The organism is Paenibacillus thiaminolyticus (genome assembly GCF_007066085.1).
Classification (GTDB): domain Bacteria; phylum Bacillota; class Bacilli; order Paenibacillales; family Paenibacillaceae; genus Paenibacillus_B; species Paenibacillus_B thiaminolyticus.
In genome coordinates, this window is sequence record NZ_CP041405.1 from 2,284,843 (window position 1) to 2,302,351 (window position 17,509).

General features: G+C 55.5%; 11 protein-coding genes. All 11 read right to left on the bottom strand.

Going from position 1 to position 17,509, the window contains the following annotated elements; all coding sequences use genetic code 11:
* Entirely contained in the window at positions 1-2,568 is a 2,568-nt protein-coding gene (locus tag FLT43_RS10290) for a DUF5696 domain-containing protein (protein ID WP_087444974.1), read from the bottom strand.
* On the bottom strand, positions 2,565-4,709 hold the full coding sequence (locus FLT43_RS10295; RefSeq protein WP_087444973.1) for a YIP1 family protein: 2,145 nt from the start codon (positions 4,707-4,709) through the stop codon (positions 2,565-2,567). The genes FLT43_RS10290 and FLT43_RS10295 overlap by 4 nt, the downstream gene beginning before the upstream one ends.
* A gap of 21 nt (positions 4,710-4,730) precedes the next feature.
* On the bottom strand, positions 4,731-5,639 hold the full coding sequence (locus tag FLT43_RS10300; protein WP_087444972.1) for a carbohydrate ABC transporter permease: 909 nt from the start codon (positions 5,637-5,639) through the stop codon (positions 4,731-4,733).
* A gap of 1 nt (position 5,640) precedes the next feature.
* On the bottom strand, positions 5,641-6,630 hold the full coding sequence (locus tag FLT43_RS10305; RefSeq protein ID WP_087444971.1) for a carbohydrate ABC transporter permease: 990 nt from the start codon (positions 6,628-6,630) through the stop codon (positions 5,641-5,643).
* Positions 6,620-9,610 (bottom strand): extracellular solute-binding protein, encoded by a 2,991-nt coding sequence (locus FLT43_RS10310; protein WP_087444970.1) that lies wholly within the window; start codon positions 9,608-9,610, stop codon positions 6,620-6,622. The genes FLT43_RS10305 and FLT43_RS10310 overlap by 11 nt, the downstream gene beginning before the upstream one ends.
* Before the next feature lie 13 nt (positions 9,611-9,623).
* The gene (locus FLT43_RS10315; protein ID WP_087444969.1) at positions 9,624-10,742 is read right to left on the bottom strand and encodes an ABC transporter ATP-binding protein; all 1,119 of its coding nucleotides are present in this window, start codon (positions 10,740-10,742) and stop codon (positions 9,624-9,626) included.
* A 1,077-nt stretch (positions 10,743-11,819) separates the two neighbouring features.
* Positions 11,820-12,479 (bottom strand): peroxiredoxin, encoded by a 660-nt coding sequence (locus FLT43_RS10320; RefSeq protein ID WP_208620103.1) that lies wholly within the window; start codon positions 12,477-12,479, stop codon positions 11,820-11,822.
* 263 nt (positions 12,480-12,742) lie between these two features.
* Positions 12,743-13,486, bottom strand: coding sequence for a hypothetical protein (locus FLT43_RS10325; RefSeq protein WP_087444967.1), 744 nt, complete (start codon positions 13,484-13,486; stop codon positions 12,743-12,745).
* 464 nt (positions 13,487-13,950) lie between these two features.
* Positions 13,951-14,382, bottom strand: coding sequence for an NUDIX hydrolase (locus FLT43_RS10330; RefSeq protein ID WP_087444966.1), 432 nt, complete (start codon positions 14,380-14,382; stop codon positions 13,951-13,953).
* A 291-nt stretch (positions 14,383-14,673) separates the two neighbouring features.
* Positions 14,674-16,224 carry a 2-isopropylmalate synthase gene (locus FLT43_RS10335; RefSeq protein WP_087444965.1) on the bottom strand — a complete coding sequence of 517 codons (1,551 nt, stop codon included), beginning with the start codon at positions 16,222-16,224 and terminating at the stop codon, positions 14,674-14,676.
* A 166-nt stretch (positions 16,225-16,390) separates the two neighbouring features.
* Positions 16,391-17,383, bottom strand: coding sequence for a ketol-acid reductoisomerase (gene ilvC / locus FLT43_RS10340; RefSeq protein WP_087444964.1), 993 nt, complete (start codon positions 17,381-17,383; stop codon positions 16,391-16,393).
* Between the last annotated feature and the right edge of the window lie 126 nt (positions 17,384-17,509).

Genomic DNA, 17,509 nt, shown 5'->3' on the forward strand with positions numbered 1-17,509 from the left:
TCATCCCCTCCCCGGCACGACGGCGAAGTCTTTGGCCCCGACCCGGATGCCGTCCCGGTCGTACGGCACATCGTTATAGTTCACGACAATCCGCTTGCCGCTCGCATACTCGGTCTCGGCGACGCCCTTCGCCAAGGCGCGGTGGCCGACGATGAACTGATCCTGAACATCGCCCAGCGCCTCGTTGAAGCGGCTGTATTGCTTCGCGATCTCCTCCGCCCAGTCTTTGTAGCAGGTGCTGTAAAAGGCATACAGTGATCGGGTTCCCATCAGCTCCTCCGATGGCGCATACGTGAGCATGAAGGCCGGGATCGAGCCGTACTCGATATTTTTAAGCAGGTACGTCCCGTAGTTATCTGCCACATTCGCATACCAGGAGGAATACGTCACCAGTCCGTGCAGCGCAATCTGCGCGAACGGAACCGTCTCGTCGACGAACAGATCGAAGGAATTCTCAATCGGCAGGCCGTTCACGTGGTCAACGTACTTCCAGGTATAATCGTTGCCGTTGGTCACATCCGCCGCGCCGATCAGCTCCTTCGTCTTCGCGAACAGGTTCTCTTGCACTTGGCGGGATTCCTCGCGGGTCGCCGCATACCGCGTGTTGAAGTCGCTGTTCAACAATTCTCCCAGCCCCCCGCCGTAGGACAGGCCGTCGACCCCGAGCTGCTTCGCCTTCTCCAGATCGGCGAGCAGGGTCTTCTCCAGGAAGCGCGGGCTGACCAAGGTCTGGACGGCGCCGTTCCGCTCCGAGTACTTGATGACGACGGAGCCGAGATCCTGCAAGCCGTCCCGGGTGCCGCGGAAGCCGTCGCGCCCGTTGTTATTGAACGTGTAGGAAGTGGCGTCAAGCATGACGCGATGCCCCTTCGCATGGGCGAATTCCGCCAGATGGCGCATCCCGTCCATGCCTCCCAGGCGCGAATCGACCGGGAAGCGGCCGCCGTATTCGCTGAATCCCCCACGCTGCCATCCCTGATACGTAATCGACATCCTTTTCACGCCGACGGAAGTCAGCTCGTTCACGATCTCCTCCGCCTGCGCCGTCGTCGTCAACGGCTCATACGTATCCCACAGGAAGCCTTTGCGGGAATCGGCGCCCAGCATATTTACCTGCAACGGGATGTTGTGGTCTTCGGCCGTGAGCGGCTGCATTCCGATCTCCTCCATTAAGTAGCGGCGGTAGCGCTCCGCCATGCCGACGTAATCCGTCTTCGCCCCGTCCAGGAAATAATAGCGGACCGACCGGTCGCCTTCCGTGCGATCCTTGCTGAACGTCTGGAAGCCGTTCAGCTTCCGCTTGTCGGTCGGCTGGAAGAACCGCTGCCGGTACGTGAACTCCGCCGTCGCCCAGTTGTACTGGTTCATCGATTTGGACGGCGCCGCCAGCACGTTGCCGTATTCCGCCCCGTCCTGGAGCACGGCCAGCAGCGATTGCTCTCCCGACTTGATGCCGAACACCGGCATGCGGATCGGCTGGCGGGTCGAGAAGGAATTGTTGTTGTTGCTGAAGGCCAGATCCTCTCCATAGGACCGCTCGAAATAAAAATTGTTGTTCGGCGGGCGATCCTTCTGGAACTGGACCAGCGTCCCGGGCCCATCCGGAATGAGCAGGTAGCCGTTCTCCCGCTCCGAGGTGTAGGCGCCAAGGAACGGATACAGCCGGAGTCCCGTCATGCGGGCGTCATTGTCCTTTTTCTTCTTGTTGTCCGCTTCGAACTGCTTCATCTCTTCGGCCGTCTTGCCGTCCTTGAAGCCTTCCTCCAGCACCCGCGTCTCGACGTAGTCATCCCGGAGCGCAACCTGAACCGGAACGATGAACCCGATCTTCGGCATCGAAAAGGTAAGGCGAAAACCGTCGTCCGTCAATTGGAACTGCTCGATGACGCCCTTCTGGTCGATGAGGTTGGTCTCCTTGATCTGGTCCTTGCGGACATTGAATTCGACATAGCGGATAAATACCGGCGACTGCATATGCTTTTTCCACATGTCGGTGTTCTCTCGGTCATTCCATCCCTCCGCATCGGGGAACGACCTCCAGACGCTCCCATTCCGCTTATCCTTCACGATGAAATGGCCGGTGTCCCGGTGGACCAGCAGCTGCAGCTTGTCGTTCTCCGCCGCCGGAATGAACTGACTGTCGGCCGGGAAGAGAGTCGCATAGCTGTTCTTGGGTTCCGTCTTGGCACCTGCCGTCCCCGTCTCCGAGGCCGCGGTCTTCCCTGTCGCTGGTGTCGCTGTTGCCTTCGCCGCGCCGTTATCTCCGGCGCCCGCCGCTGCGGGCTTCGTTCCATCCTGAGCGGCTTGCGGCCCCGCGCCTGCCTCCGGTAGGCTGTCCGGGGTCTGACTGCCACTGGAGTGACCGCTACTGGAGTCCCTTGCAGCTGGACTGCCGCTCTCATCCGCAGCTCCCCCGTCAGCGGAGGCCGCATTCCCGGAAGCGGACGGCTCCGGCTTGTTCTCGGCCTTGCCCGGATAAGAGACGAGGATGAAGCTGGTCAGTGTCACGAGAAGGGCGATGGCGAATATTCGTCTTCCTCGGTGTGCTCTGCTTAACGGCTGCTTCACATCGACACCTCCTGATAGATCGTATAGATGAAGTTCTGCAACTCCGATGACAGGCCGATCATGATGGAAATGAGCACCCAGGCGATGAGCATGGCGAAGGCCGTCAGCGACACATTGGAGAACGTCTCGCCTACGCCGTAATTTTGCAGCGACTGAATCTTCCAATAGAAGAGCAGCCCGCACCAGATGAACATGCCCGTCTCGAAGAAGCTGTAGATCGACTGCTCGCTGTGGGTCATGATGTTCGACAGCGCGGCGAGGGGAAGCCCAAGCAGCACAATCGGGAACAAGGCGTACGCGCTGCCGACGAACACATCCTTGAAACGGGCCTCGCCCTGGCGGATGCTGCCGATCAAATAATTGCAGATGACCCAGGTCAGCCACGTAACCGCAAATACGAGCAGGAAGGTGTTGCTGCGCTCATTGCTCGGCACCGGCATGAACACGAAGCTCGTGAAATACTCCTTCGTCAGCAAGACGCCCGCCACGAGCGCCAAAATGATGCCGGCGCTGACATAGCTGCCCTTCTGCGCATAGCGCAAATCGCTGAAGCCGTCGATCGGGTGCCGCAGGATGACGAAGGCTTGCTTCAGCTGCTGCACCAGCGGCTTGCGCAGCCAGGAGACGCTGCTGCCCGGCTTCTCCTTGCGCCGAAGCCGCCGCTTCTTCTTGCGGCTGCCCGCGATCAGCAGCAGCACCATAAGGACGAAGAGCCCATTCGCTACGTAGGCGAAATTGTGCTGGAACCATTGCAGGCGGAGCTGCCAGAACGTGTCGGAATACCCGGATTCGTCTCCGGCGAGCTTGAATAGCCGCAGGGCCTGCTCATAATCCTCCCGGTGATATGCGGCTTGAGCGAGTCCGCGATAAGCCGGCGAGTACAGGGCGTTCAGCCGCAGCACTTCTTGCCAATGAGCTTCGCTCTCCTCATATTTGCCCTCCTGGGACAGTGCCATCGCCTGCTGAAGCAGCATGCCGAATTCGGTCGGCTCGAGCACATGAATCAAATTTTGCGAATCGTCCAGGATGTAGAGCGCATTGCGGGAATTGGCCGCCACGGAGACCGGACTCTGGCTGATGCCGAGCTGCGGCGTGCCGAACGTCACCGGCCCGGTCCAGAAGAACTGCATGTCCCCGCTCGGGTTGTATTGGGTAACGGCATTGGACAGCTTGTCAATGGCGACCAGATTGCCGTTCCGATCGACCGTAATATCGGTCAAGCCCGACTTCTGCTCTTCCCCGTTCTGCGCAGCGGGCTGATTGAAGGCGCGGTTGCGGAATCTCGCTTCCAGCCCGAATTTTTGGTCCTTCCACTGGTTCTCGCCGCGGATGTTCAGCTTCTTCACCTGTTCCTTGTCCGTGGCGGATACCGTATAGATGAAGCCTTGCTCGTCAATATGAATGTTGCGGATCGTCGACGGCAGCGTCCGGACCTGCCGGCTTAATTGCTCTTCGGTGTAGAACATTTTGCGCACGAGATCCATCAAGGAGACTTCGGTCAGGTTCGTGCCGTAGAAGCCGTAGAAGTTGCCGTCCGGGTCGAGCTGAATGACCCCCTGGTAGCTTCCGTTCGAGATGACGTACATGAAGCCCCTGCTGTCGACGACCAGATTGGTCGGTTCATAGTGGAAGGAGTCGTCAATGAATCGCGACTTCGGCCGCTCGTACTTCGCCAGCACCGCACCGTTCGCGTCCAGCTTGACGATGCGCTTGTTGCCGGTATCCGCAATATAGATGGTTCCATCCTTCGTGACGAACACGCCCTGCGGCGACTGCAAGCCCTCGGCGCGCAGCTCGCGGATGAATTCACCTTCGCGATCGAGATGGACAATCCGGTTGTTATCCGTGTCCGCGATATAGATCTCATCCTTGGCGTCAATGAACAGATCCTGAGGCCGCTTCAGCGGAGAATACTCCAAGACGGTCTCCCCCTTGGCCGTCTTCTCGATATACAGGTTGTTGCCGATGACGGCAGCCGGATAATAAGCGGCCTGGCTTGGTATGGTGCGGTTGTAGCCGTCCTTGCTGAACGTGACGTAGGGCGGTTGCGCTGCGGCAGTGTAAGGAAATAAGACGGCAGCCGCCAGTGTCAGTGCGATGCCCAGCAGTTGCAGCCGTAAGGTCTTCCCTCTCTTGTTCATCGTATGACCTCCGTAATAACCCTACTTGATTCCCGAGTGCGCCATCGTCTGAATCACTTTGCGCTGCGACAGCAGGAAGATAATCAGGTTAGGAATAAACATGATGAGAGATGCCGCGGCGGCCACGCCTTGTCTGGCTACGCTGTTCGCCAGATTGGACGTGAGCGACTCCACATAGAACGGCAGCGTCTTCATCGCATCATTCTGCATGAACAGGGCGGATGTCTCCGCATTGCCCCACGCGGTCTGGAAGGACAGGATCGTAATGGTGGCCATCGCCGGCGACACTATCGGAATCATGATGCGCGTGAAGATTTTCCACTCGGAAGCCCCGTCCAGCTTGGCCGCCTCCATCAGCTCATTCGGCACCTGATCCATGAACTGCTTCATCAGGAACACGCCGACCGGAAGCGCCAGGATGGGCAGCACATGCCCCCAGTACGTATTCATAATCCCAAGGTACTTCACGACGATATAGCGCGGAATGCCCATCGTCTCGACGGCGATCATAATCGACAGCAGTATCGTGCCGAACACCAGCTTCCGCCCCGGGAACGGGTGCTTCGACAGCGGGTACGCGCACAGGGCGCCGAGCACGACCATGCCCACGGTCGACAATACGGTTACGATGACGCTGTTCAGAATGAACCGGGTTACCGGCAGGAACGTATCCTGCGACGCATGGAGCAAATCGATGAAGTTCTGCATCGTCGCCTGCTTCACGAAGAAGGTCGGCGGGAACAGGAACAGCTCATGCAGCGGCTTGAAGGCATGGTTGAAAATAAAGACAAGCGGCAGCAGCATAAATACCGCGAGCAGCGACAGCAGAATGAGCAAGGCGATCTGCGTGCCGTCCAGATTGCGGAAGTCGTTGCGGTACAGCGACCATGTGCGTGATATCGCGCTTCTCATGCGCCGGAACAAGGTCATGCTACTCATCCTCCTTCGGCCCAAGCAGCATCCATAGGAATCGGCTGAGCAGTATCGTGACGATCAGGAGCGCGATCGATATGGCGCTCGCATATCCAAGCTCCAGGCGGGTGAACCCGAAGTCTTCGATATGGTTCATGAAGAGCTGCCCGGAATAATCCGGCGTCGGGTTCATGCCCGACAGCTGCGTGCCGATCCCGCCGGCCTTCAGCGTGCCGACGATGGCCATGACCGCGGCGAACAGCATCTGCGGCTTCATCATCGGAATCGTGATATACCAGATTTCCTGCAGGCGGCTGCGGATTCCGTCGATGCGGGCCGCTTCGTACAGCGTCCGATCCACATTCAGAATCCCTGCCAGGATAGCCAGAAATCCAAGTCCCATACTGGACCAGATGGAGACAATAATCATGATGATCATCAAGTAATCCTTGTCGATCGTGAACAGAATCGGCTGATTGATCAGCCCCCATTTCAAGAGGAAGCTGTTGATGTAGCCGGTCCGGTCGCCCGTGAACATGACCTGCCAGACGACGACCATCGCGATGCCGCCGGTCAAGGACGGCGCGTACATCGCCAACGCGTACCAGACGCGAATCATCGCCGGCAGCTGGGCGATCAGCCAGGCCAGGACGAACGCCAGTACATAGCCAATCGGGCCGACGAACAGCGCGAACTGGAATGAGTTCGGGATGACATGCTTCAGAAAAATAACGTCCTGTGAAAATAAATTTTGGTAGTTCATCCATCCGGCCCACTTCGGGAACTCAATCGAATTGAAATAGGTGAAGCTGAGCCCGATGCCCGTCAGGACCGGAACGATGAGGAACAAGGTAAACACGATGAGGAACGGCGCAATAAACAGATAGGAAAGACGGTATCTCCACATTTCCTTGCGCAGGTGGCGGAGCTTGCGCCCGAATCGGCTCCCTATCCGCGGACGAGTGGCGGCAAGCGGCTGCGGAATGGCCGGCTGTGCTTCATTCGACAAGTTGATCGACCCCTTTCCACGGTTGTTGGATGACCGGCAGATCGAGCGTCTTCCGCACCTCGCCGTTCGGTCCGATAATATCGAATTCCTGCTGCTTTCTTCTCAACTCGCGCTTGATCTCCTTAATTGCCTTTTCCAGCGAGATGCGCGAATTCTCCGCGTCGACCACGGTGCGGTTCCAGGCGAAGCCGATCTCGCGATCCGTCATATAACCGCCCGGCACCTGAGGGACCTCCTTCGTCCATGCCCACTGCCGGAGGATGATGCCGAGATCGTCCGGCTTCCACGGCATCTGGGCGAAGGCCTGCACATTGGCCGTATTCCAGCGGAACGTCTCCCCGTGATACTGCTCCAGATTGAGGCCGAACTCGGTCTGCGTCTCGGTCGACGTATACCATTGCAGGAATTTCCATGCCTGCTGCTGCTTCTCCGGAGCGGAGCTCTTGAACAGCATGGCGTTCGACGGGTTGGACCCGCCGGACCATCTCACGATGCGGCCATCCGGCTGCTTCGTGCCCGGAATCGGCGCGATCGCCCAATCATTGGCGATCTCCGGAGCCGCGACCAGCAACTGCATGTACATGTTGAAATCGGAGATCCCGATCGGGATATCGCCTCGCCTGAACTGGTTGTAGAAGCTCTGCACGACCCGCTCCAGCCCTTGCACATTGTAGAAATCGGTCCACATTTTATAAGCCTTGAACGCTTCCGGCGTATCGAGGCCGGTCGTCAATCCGGTCCGCGCATACATCTCGACCCCGTTCTGGAACAGAATCGGCGTATAGTCCGCCGGATCCATATAGAAGTTGTACTGGTTCTGCAGCAGCGTAGGCAGCATCTGATAGACGTCATCCCATGTGTCAGGCACGCTCAGTCCCAGCTGCTGCAAAATATCTTTGCGGTAGAACATCACCTTGAAGCTGACAGTCTCCGGCACGCCGTAGTAACCGCCGTCATAATACAGCGGCTGCAGCATTCCCGGACTGTAACGGGAGAAGAAGTCATCCGCTCCCGGAAGCCCGCTCAGATTCAAGGCCGCATTCCGCAGCGCCATATCGAACGGCACGTTCGACGGGACACCCAGGGCGACATCGGGCATCATGCCCGACGCGTTGGCCAGCGTCAGCATCTGCGCATTCTGAATCAGGTTGATATGCACCTTGATTCCGGTCTCCGGAGTAAAGCGGTCATTGACCAGATGCTGGAGCTCATCGACGTAATCCCGGCCCCAGATCATCCACACATTCAGCACACTGTCGTCCTTATCGCTGAATCCGGTCCGGTCCTCGAACGAGTAGGCGAGCGATTGGAACATGCCTCCGGTCTTCTCCCAGAAGTTCGAGGTCATGCGCGGCAGCTCCGCATCGAGCGGCGCCAGGTAGATCTGGTCGAGCTGCAGCGGGCTGTTCATCAGCGTCGCGCGGTTCGATTCGAGCGATTCCTGCACCGAGGCAATCCGTTCCTGGGAATAAGGGATTTGATTCGGCTTCTTCAAAATGCTGTTGATGTCTTCGGCCCCGTTCTTCAGCATTTGCGCCACATCGTCGGTACGCGGGTTAATCTGCTTCATATCGGTCTGGAGCTGAACGAACTGCTCCCGAATCCGCTCCAGCCGCTCGGTCAGGCCCGGAATATCTTTCTCTACATTCCACACCCGGTATTTGTCTTCGCGGTTACCGGTCACCATCCGCAGCTCCAGCAGTATCGCGCGCAGCTCGCGCGAGATATGATCCATGCGGATGATGATGGACATATACGGCGCATACGTCGCCTCCATCGTGAGCGTGTGCTGCCCCTTCGTGAGATAGAAGGCGTAAGGCTCCCCATCCGAATCCGACAGCGTGATTCCTTGCCAGCCGGAATCATACGGGAACTGCACCTGTTCCATCTCGCGGAACGGAAGCGTGCCGTCAATCGTAACCGTGCGGAAGACGGACATATTTTTGACCGTATTCTGATTGGCTCGCAGAGCCAGCTTGTAGAGCCCATCCTGCGGCACGTCGAGGGTCCAGGTGACCGCCTGCCCCCCTTTCGTCCATCGGGCTCCGCCGAGCGTGTTGTACACGATGGCATTCATTGACGCAGGGTAGGAAAATGGATCGCGGTCATACACATTCTGAATCGAGGTGGAATTCTTGGCGCTGTACTGCTCCGCTTCAATCGTCAGCACAGCCCCGTCCCGCAGCGCGGCTGGCGGATATTGCGCCTTCACTTCGGCATATGTCGGCGTCGTGTCGGGCGGCAGCAGCGTGAACTGGCGGAACGCGACGGGCTGCTGCTGCATTTCCAGCCGAATCTTGTTCTTCCCCTGCTGCAAATGCCATAGCAACGGCGTCGAGTAGGCTCCGTTCGATTCCGTCACTATTTTCTCCTTCCAGCCCTTGAGCTCTTCCACCTGAGCCCGAATCTGATTGCCCCGGTCATCGAAGCGGGGCGGCTGGATGTCGCGGTACTCACGCTCGAACACGATCGAGCGCGCCTCGTTGAACGGATAGCCGCCATTGACGCGGGCCGATAGCATCACCGGCTGGCGGCCGCCTCCTTCGGCTCCGGGCAGCGGATAATAGTCCGCCTTGATCTGATAAAGGCCGGCTTGGCTCACTTCCACGTCGTATTCAATCCAGCCCCGCTGAGTGAACCAGATCAACGCATCGCGCTCGCCTTCATAGAGGCCTGTGCGGATGCCGGCATCCTCCGAGGCCGCCGCATACCGCGAAGCCGGAATGATGATCGTCTCCGTTCCAGCCGGAACGCCTTCCTGCTGCCATTGCCCGAGCACTTCCTGATAATACGGCTCAATTCGGCTGTCCTCCGACTCGCCGAATAGCGGTTCCGAGCCGGCCGGCTTCGCGGAAGTGCCTGCTCCATACACGGCTCCGTCATCCGAAGGGAGCAGACCATACCCGAGCCCGCCAGCGAACAGAATGGCGATGGCAAGCCAGATACAAGCCAACAGCCGGCGATATTTACGCTTCTCCATGCTTCATCACCCCTCAATCCGTAAGGAGCATTTCCGTATCTTTATTGAAAAAAAGCGCCTTTTCCATATTGATCGCAGCCGACACTTGCGTGCCCTCATCACAGTGCAGCCCTTCGCTGGCTCGAATAACAAGCGGGCGCTCCTGCTTGATGTCGATATGGTAATAGCGGTCCGAGCCGACGAACTCATTGAACTGCAGCGTCCCCGTCACAATGGAATGCGACGATGCCTCCATCCGGTGGGCTTCGAAGCTGATATGCTCCGGCCGGATTCCCATGATGACGGTTCGGTCGACCAGCCGCTGTTTCCTGATAGCGCTTTCATGTTGTGGGGCAAGGCGGATAATGAACCTGCGCGAATGGAACTCCACATGCCCGTCATGATGATGAAGCCGCCCTTCGATGAAGTTCATCGGCGGGTTGCCAATGAAGTTCGCCACGAACATGTTGACCGGACGGTTGTAGATCATCTCGGGCGTATCGACCTGCTGCACCACACCCCGATTCATGACGACGACCCGATCTCCCATCGTCATCGCCTCAATCTGATCGTGAGTGACGTAGATGGTCGTTACTTCGATCTTTTTGTGCAGGCTGATGATCTCGGAACGCATCTGCACGCGCAGCTTCGCATCAAGGTTGGACAGCGGTTCGTCCATCAGGAACACCTGCGGCGTCCGGACAATCGCGCGGCCGAGCGCCACGCGCTGGCGCTGGCCCCCGGACAGCTCACGCGGCTTGCGCTCCAGGAAGTTCTCGATCTCGAGCACCCGGGCCGCCCGCTTCACCGCCAGATCAATTTCATGCTTCGGCTGCTTGCGGAGGCGCAGGCCGAAGGCGATATTTTCATAGACGCTCATATTGGGATACAGGGCATAGTTCTGGAACACCATCGAGATGTCCCTATTCTTCGGAGGTATGTCGTTCACCATCGTATCGCCGATGTAAATATCGCCCTCCGACACGTCCTCCAATCCCGCCAGCATGCGAAGTGTCGTCGACTTCCCGCACCCGGACGGCCCGACCAGCACGATGAACTCTGTATCGTCGACACTCAGGTTGAAATCGCTTACAGCAACCTCTTTGTACTTGCCGTAACGTTTGTACACATGGTTGAACAATATATTGGCCATGACGATCCCTCCCGGTTTAACGTCATCTTACAAGGAAACCTGTTAATTTGGTGTTAAGAAACGTGAAAACGATTAATTTTTTCGAGAAATGGGCAGGGGCTTAATGATGGTTCGGAATTAGAAAAGCGCCGAATGAGCCCGTTCACGTGGAACACAAAATTGCTGCATGCGTGCAGTTTTTTGTCGGGATCTGTTGGCTAAAAAGGAAATCCTGCAATAATCAGGCTGTTGGAAAACCCGGTTTTTTTTCGGAGGGGTGATTACCTAATCGAAACTTGGCATTCAGAGCGTCATCGCCTTCTGGAGACATCGTTGCCTCCTGGGGCTTGAACGTGTGGAGGGAATTGCTGCTATTTTACAGGAATTTCGGCTCAATGAGTCCACATCCCGAGGAATTGCTGCACAGCTACATCATTTTAGGCCCTTTTGAGCTAAGTCGAAGAGAAACGGGTGAAATTCCTGCAGTTTTACAGGATTCCCTTTCTGGTGAAGTCGTCCCTATCGAATTGCTGTATTTGAGCAGGTTTTCAAGTTAACCGAATAGGCGTAGAAATCGTGCAGTTTTGCAGATTTCGCTCACCGAATAGGCGCGTCTGGAGAAATCGTGCAGTTTTGCGGATTTCGCCTACCGGATAGACGTGGCTAGGGAAATGGTGCGGTTTTCAGGCCGCTAGAAAACCCCTGTTTTTTAAGAATGGTTGGAGATTGTCCATTTTCCTACTCAAAATTTGGCACCCACAGCGTTTTAAATCGATTTTTTCTACTGAGAGACGAGATCCACCACATAAAAAATGAAGTGCCACAAAATCCTTGGATTTTCTCAACAGCCTGTTTTTTGCAGGATTCCTCTCTCATCATACTCCAGCAAACGGGCAAACGGGCGCAACAAAACCCGGAAGCGAGATCGCCCCGGGCTCCGGCTCTCCCCCTGACACCTCAGTTGAAGTTAATCTGGAAACTTTCTCTGCCCAAATAGCCAAATAGACTTTCCTCCCGAAAATCAATCCCCGCCCTCTGGAGAGCGTTTGGGTTATAGGTTAGAATCTTGCTAATCGGTCCGTTCGAAGCCGGATGCGGCTATCCCTGCTTCATACAGAACCACCAATCATAACATTTCAATTGGCCGGCTTGTGACATTTTCATTCGCTCGGCGGCTTCCTGCACGGTTCGTGCCGCAGGCAGGATCAACTGATTGCCGATAATCTCATTATTCGGCCAGTTCGCAGGTGTGGCTGCTTGATTGGCATCCACGACTTGCAAGGCTTGCACGGCCCGTAAGATTTCATAAATATTACGCCCTACCGTCTCAGGGTAAGTCAGCATCAGCCGGATGATGCCCTTAGGGTCGACAATATATACACTGCGTACCGTTCGTGTGCCTAGGGTAGGATGAATCATCCCTAATTGCTTCGCTAAGGTTCCCAGTCCATCCGCGATAATCGGGAACGTAATGTGCACGCCGAAGCACTGACGAATCCATTCGATCCATTTGATATGAGAAAATACTTGCTCCACCGACAAGCCGATCAGCTCGGTATTTAATTTGCGGAACTCCGGATGCAGCTGTTCAAAAGCAATAAATTCCGTCGTGCACACCGGCGTGAAGTCCCCGGGATGGCTGAACAGAATAAACCATCGTCGCTGAAAAGCACCTGGCAGCGATAACTCCCCGAACGTAGTCTGAACCGTCACTTCAGGAAAGCGTTCCCCAATGAAAGGAACTGACCGTTCTGTCATAGCCATACCTCCAGAATCTCATATTGCTTTATCCTATTCAGAGGCATCCGCCTAGAAAATTGTCCTGCGAAAAAATATATTTTGGCGTCTAGAATGGCTTCAACTTCATCCTGCTGTGCCCAGCCGTACCCGGATTATGCCCTTCAATGCGCATACCTGCGGGTCCCAATTGCGATAGCGGAAATATGATCACGTTCCCAAGGAGGCATTTTCTCGGGCGACGAAACCAAAAAAGGACAGCTAGGCTGCCCTCTAACATTGCATTATTCTCCTATCGGTTCAAAAATGGCGACCTGCCGCTTTCCTGCTTTGAAAGCTTCTATTCTTCTGAACTTATCATGCCGCAGCTTCTGGCGTTTGTCCGCAATGACGGCCATGACGGAACGCTCCGGCTCCATCCGTCCATGCATATTGTCAAAAAAACGGTCCAACGGGTTGCCGCTCTCACTGTGCCAATGAACAAGTTCCCCATAGGGGAGATCGGTAAGAACAATATCGAATCCGCCTGCTTGCGGCTCCATATCCGCGTCTCCAGTTGCCGTAATATCATGATGAAATGAGCACGTTTCTTCTATGTAGGATTGCGCTATGAGCGAGGCCAGCTTCTCGACACTGTCCAGCGCCTCGCGATGAGAGGGCTTATTGTATTGCTCCAGCAGCTGCGCCAGTTCCTTCTTGCGCCGCTTCATCCCTTCCGCGGACAGCAGAGACAGATTCTTCTCCGCGATGCCCAGCACCTCCGAGTTCACATCGGAGGCGACGATCCGCTTCATTCGATGTCCGTGCAGCAATCCGATGACCGTAAGCATATACGCGCCGCCGCAGCACGGATCATAGACAGTATACGGCTCATCATGCCCTTTGCCCTGCAGATGCAGGAAGCATCTCTGCATAATCTCGCTGGCGAGCCTTACCGGAAAAGCCGTCGTCCCCCGCGCATTATACAGCACCCTTCCGCTGGCAAAATCTTCATAGCCGCTTGGCTTCGTCTCAAACATATATTTCATTGCGTATGACCTTTCACCCAGTATTGGAAAAACATATTGTATTCCAATATACACCATCGGGACGAATTGGGCTATCCCGCCACTTGAGATGACCACGGGGTAACGCAATGGTTTTGTATTTCCATAGTAGAAAGAAAGCACAATTGTCCATATAAAGGTGGACATGAAGGGATTCTTCTTCTAGCAAGGCAAACTTCTATATGTAGATATACTATGACAAAAAAACGCTATATATAGTATCATTTCAACTAATCGCGGACTATCTTCTTCACAGAAAAGTGTCTCCTATTTGAAAGACATTCTCTTTTTGTTTTCCACTGTAGAAGGACAATTTCATAAGATGAGCAAAAATAGCACATGCCCCTCCTATCGAACTCCCGCAAGTATGCAACCCTCCGGCCCGTTCAGGGGAACATCAGACGTTAGCAGAATGAACCACCCTTCAGGAAAGGCGTTATCCATCTTTAAACTTGAAGTGTTTCATCCGCTAATAATTTATCTTTGCTCATCTTCACTTGTTCAATCATATGTCCAATATTCCCCTCACCTGCAAATAAGGTCATGTCAAAAAAATCTTGATGTAAATCAGACCAGTATAATTCATTCTCATCTCCCGAAATCACAACATCACACTTCAATTTGCCCACATAAACTTCAACATAGCAATCATGTACATAGTAGGTAAAATCCATAAGATGATGCAAAGTAACATGTTCTTGTGAAATGCTTGTTTCTTCCAGCAGTTCTCTGTAGGCAGCTTCCATCCCGGTTTCTCCTCGCTCTATTTTGCCGCCCACCAGATTGCTTAAACCTTTATAGGGGTCTTTTACTCGTTTGCACATGAGCAATCGGTCCATATCTTTATTGTAGATGAGAAGAACGTTATATCCTTGCACGATTGAGTCTCCTTATTTTATATTTTAACTTTACAATATTCGGTAATGCAGCTTCATTCTCCTTCCAATTAGTTCAATGGCGGTGAAAACCGGATAACGGGTAAAATCAGTGGATTGTTCAAAATGGCCGACGAAGAACAACTGTACTTCATGAGTGGAAAAAAAGAATAATTGTCCATATAAAATGGACGTGAAAGGGTTCAATTTTCGAAAAAAAAGATGACCCCTGTTCGGAGGTCATCTGCAAGGCCGAATGGGCCGAGTCGGATTCTGCCACCAAGCGAAAGCCGCCTAGATCAGTCCGATCTTGTCGCGGCGGCTGCTGCCGCCGAGCTTGCGCTTCTCGATGAGGCGGTTGAGCGCATCCACGTAAGCGCGGGCGCTTGCCTCGAGAATATCGGTGCTGACGCCGCGTCCCAGTGCGGGCAGGCCGTCCTGCGTCAGGACGACATGGACTTCGCCGAGAGCGTCCTTGCCGTGCGTAACCGATTTGATGGAATAATCGGTAAGTTCGACGTCTTCCCGTGACGCCTTGTCAATCGCCATATAGATGGCGTCGACGGAGCCGTTGCCGCTCGCTTCCTCTTCCAGCACCTTCCCGTCGATCGTAACGAGGCGGACCTTCGCCGATGGAACAGATTGGTTGCCGTACTCCACATAGACGGTCTCCAGCTTGAACATTTCCGGCGTGTCAATCAGCTTCTCCTCGATCATGGCGCGAATGTCTTCATCCGACACTTCTTTCTTCTTGTCTGCGACCTCCTTGAACTTGACGAAGGCGGCATTGACCTGCTCTTCGCTGAGCATGTAGCCGAGATCGATCAGCTTCTCGCGGAAGGCATGGCGGCCCGAGTGCTTGCCGAGCACGAGCTTGCTCTCCTTGAGACCGATGGTCTCCGGAGAAATAATCTCGTACGTCGTCTTCTCCTTCAGCATGCCATCCTGGTGAATGCCCGATTCATGGGCGAACGCATTGGCGCCGACAATCGCCTTGTTCCCCGGCACGACCATCCCCGTCAGCTTGCTGACCAGGCGGCTCGTGCGCGCAATCTCGCTCAGGACAAGCGACGTCTTCGCCTGATAGAAGTCTTGCCGCGTCTCCAGCGCCAAGGCCACCTCTTCCAGAGCCGTGTTGCCCGCACGCTCGCCGATGCCGTTGATCGTGCCTTCAATCTGATCGGCCCCGTTCAGCACCGCCGCAAGCGCATTCGCCGTCGCCATCCCGAGATCGTCATGGCAATGCGCGCTAAGCTGAATCTTCTCGATGCCCGGAACATTCTCCTTCAGCGTCTTGAAGATGTTGCCATACTCATACGGCGTCAAATAACCAACCGTATCCGGAATGTTGACGACCGTCGCGCCGGCGCGAATCGCCATCTCGGTCACTTGGCAGAGGAAGTCGAGCTCGGTCCGCCCGGCGTCCTCCGGGGAGAACTCCACCTTCGAGAAATATTTCTTCGCGTAACGAATCGCCGCTTCGGCCGTCTCCAGCACCTGCTCCTTCTCCATGCGCAGCTTATGCTTGCGATGGATCGGCGAAGATGCGAGGAAGAGATGGAGGCATGGATCCTGCGCGTTCTTCAAGGCTTCGTAAGCTGCATCGATGTCCTTCGTCCGCGCCCGCGACAGCCCGATGATCGTCGCATTCTTCACTGCGGCGGCGACAGCTCCCACGGCGGCCGAATCACCCGGAGATGCCGCAGGAAACCCCGCTTCGATGCGGTCGACACCGAGGCGCTCCAATTGGTAGGCGATCTCGAGCTTCTCCTTCGTATTCAAGTTCACGCCCGGAGATTGCTCCCCGTCTCTTAACGTCGTGTCAAAAATATAAATTTTACGCATCGCTGCACCTCCGTTAGTCTCTCGCCATATTACTATTCCAGTGTATGCACATAAAAGAACAGCGCCATCCCGCCTTGACGACGGGCGGGCGCTGTGCGATTTCGCCTTCCGGCCTATGAGTCCGCAGCCTGCCGCATGTCCGGTCCGGCTGGCGCAACTCACATCACTACTTCTTGATCCAATGCATCATCTCGCGAAGCTGGCCGCCGACCACTTCGATCGGATGATTCGCTTCGTTGCGGCGGGTTGCTGTCAGGAACGGACGATCCGCTTTATTCTCCAGGATGAAGTCGCGCGCGAATTTGCCCTGCTGAATATCGGACAATACTTCCTTCATCGCTTTCTTCGTCTCGTCGGTCACGATGCGGGGTCCGGTTACATAGTCACCGTACTCCGCCGTGTTGCTGATGGAATCGCGCATCGTCGCAAGACCTCCTTCATAGATCAGGTCGACGATGAGCTTCATTTCATGCAAGCACTCGAAGTACGCCATTTCCGGGGAATAGCCCGCTTCAACAAGCGTCTCGAAGCCGGCTTTGATCAGCGCGCTAACGCCGCCGCACAATACCGCTTGCTCGCCGAACAAGTCCGTCTCGGTCTCTTCCTTGAAGGAAGTCTCGATTACGCCTGCGCGCGTGCAGCCAATGCCTTTGGCATAGGCCAGACCGATAGCCTTCGCATTGCCTGTCGCATCTTGCTCGATCGCGATGAGGCCCGGTACGCCGAAGCCTTCGACATACGTGCGGCGAACGAGATGTCCCGGCGACTTCGGAGCCACGAGGAGCACGTCATTCTCCTTCGGCGCGACGATTTGGCCAAAGTGTACGTTGAAGCCGTGGGAGAACAGCAAGGCAGCGCCTTTTTTCAGATTCGGCGCGATTTCCGCATGGTATACGGCCGCCTGTGTCTCGTCCGGCATGAGGATTTGCACGACATCCGCGCGGCTGGTCGCCTCGCCGACGCTCAATACTTCGAAGCCGTCGTTGCGCGCTTTGTCAGCCGATTTGCCTTCGCGAAGCCCGATGACAACCTGAAGTCCGCTGTCGCGCAGGTTTTGCGCTTGAGCATGCCCTTGGCTGCCGTAGCCGATAACTGCAATCGTCTTGCCCTGCAATACACTTTGATCTGCATCTTTTTCGTAATACATAGTAACTGCCATTAGTATGAGTCCTCCTCTTTCTTCCTATAAATAAAGTGAGATAATAATCAACCCCGAATGAATGAGGGTATTTCAAGGGACAATTGCTCGTTCCGGTTCTGCCTGACTTATCCCCTGAGAGACCCC